1 pseudogene is annotated in these 801 nt (G+C 34.3%); it reads left to right on the top strand.

The window, feature by feature from the left end:
* Positions 1 to 677: pseudogene (locus tag BN3657_RS00030) on the top strand (helicase-related protein); the annotation flags it as partial.
* Between the last annotated feature and the right edge of the window lie 124 nt (positions 678 to 801).

The following is an 801-nucleotide window of genomic DNA, read 5'->3' as shown; positions in this document are numbered from 1 at the left end:
ATATGTTAAATTTGCCAGTACCAGAAGCAAATTTTGAAGTTATTAAAACAAAACCTACTGAGGAACAAAAAGAAATATTAGAAGCCATTTCAGAAAGAGCTGATGCGGTTAGAAATAACCAAGTAGAACCAACAGAAGATAATATGTTAAAGATTACAAATGATGGTAAAAAACTTGCTCTTGACCAAAGACTAATAAATCCACTACTTCCTGATGATCCTAATTCAAAAGTTAATGTATGCGTTAAAAATATCTTTTCGATCTGGGATAAGACAAAAGAAAATTCATCGACCCAATTAGTATTTTCAGATATGTCTACACCAAAAGGAGATGGAGAATTTAATATCTATGATGATATTAGAAATAAGCTAGTGAATATGGGAATACCTAAAGAAGAAATAGCCTTTATCCACGAAGCAGATACAGACAAACAAAAAGATGAATTGTTCTCTAAGGTTAGAAGAGGAGAAGTAAGGGTATTATTAGGCTCTACTCAAAAAATGGGAGCAGGTACAAATGTACAAAATAAACTAATAGCCTTACATGATTTAGATGTCCCTTGGAGACCGTCTGACCTAGAGCAAAGAAGTGGTAGAATTGTTCGTCAAGGTAATGAAAATGACAAGGTAAATATCTTTAGATATGTCACAGAAAATACCTTTGATGCCTATTTATGGGTGCGACATGAAGTCGCTTAATTTAACTGTTTGGCAAAATGACCAAACCAACTGTTCCGTTAGTTGAGCCGAGTATCGACTGCACTTAGGTGTGGTAAGCCGATATTAAAGTAGCCCTACTTGA

Source organism: Peptoniphilus phoceensis, from assembly GCF_001517665.2.
Taxonomy (GTDB): domain Bacteria; phylum Bacillota; class Clostridia; order Tissierellales; family Peptoniphilaceae; genus Peptoniphilus_A; species Peptoniphilus_A timonensis.
Note: the sequence above shows the minus strand (reverse complement) of the source record. Positions and strands in the feature narration are given on the sequence as shown.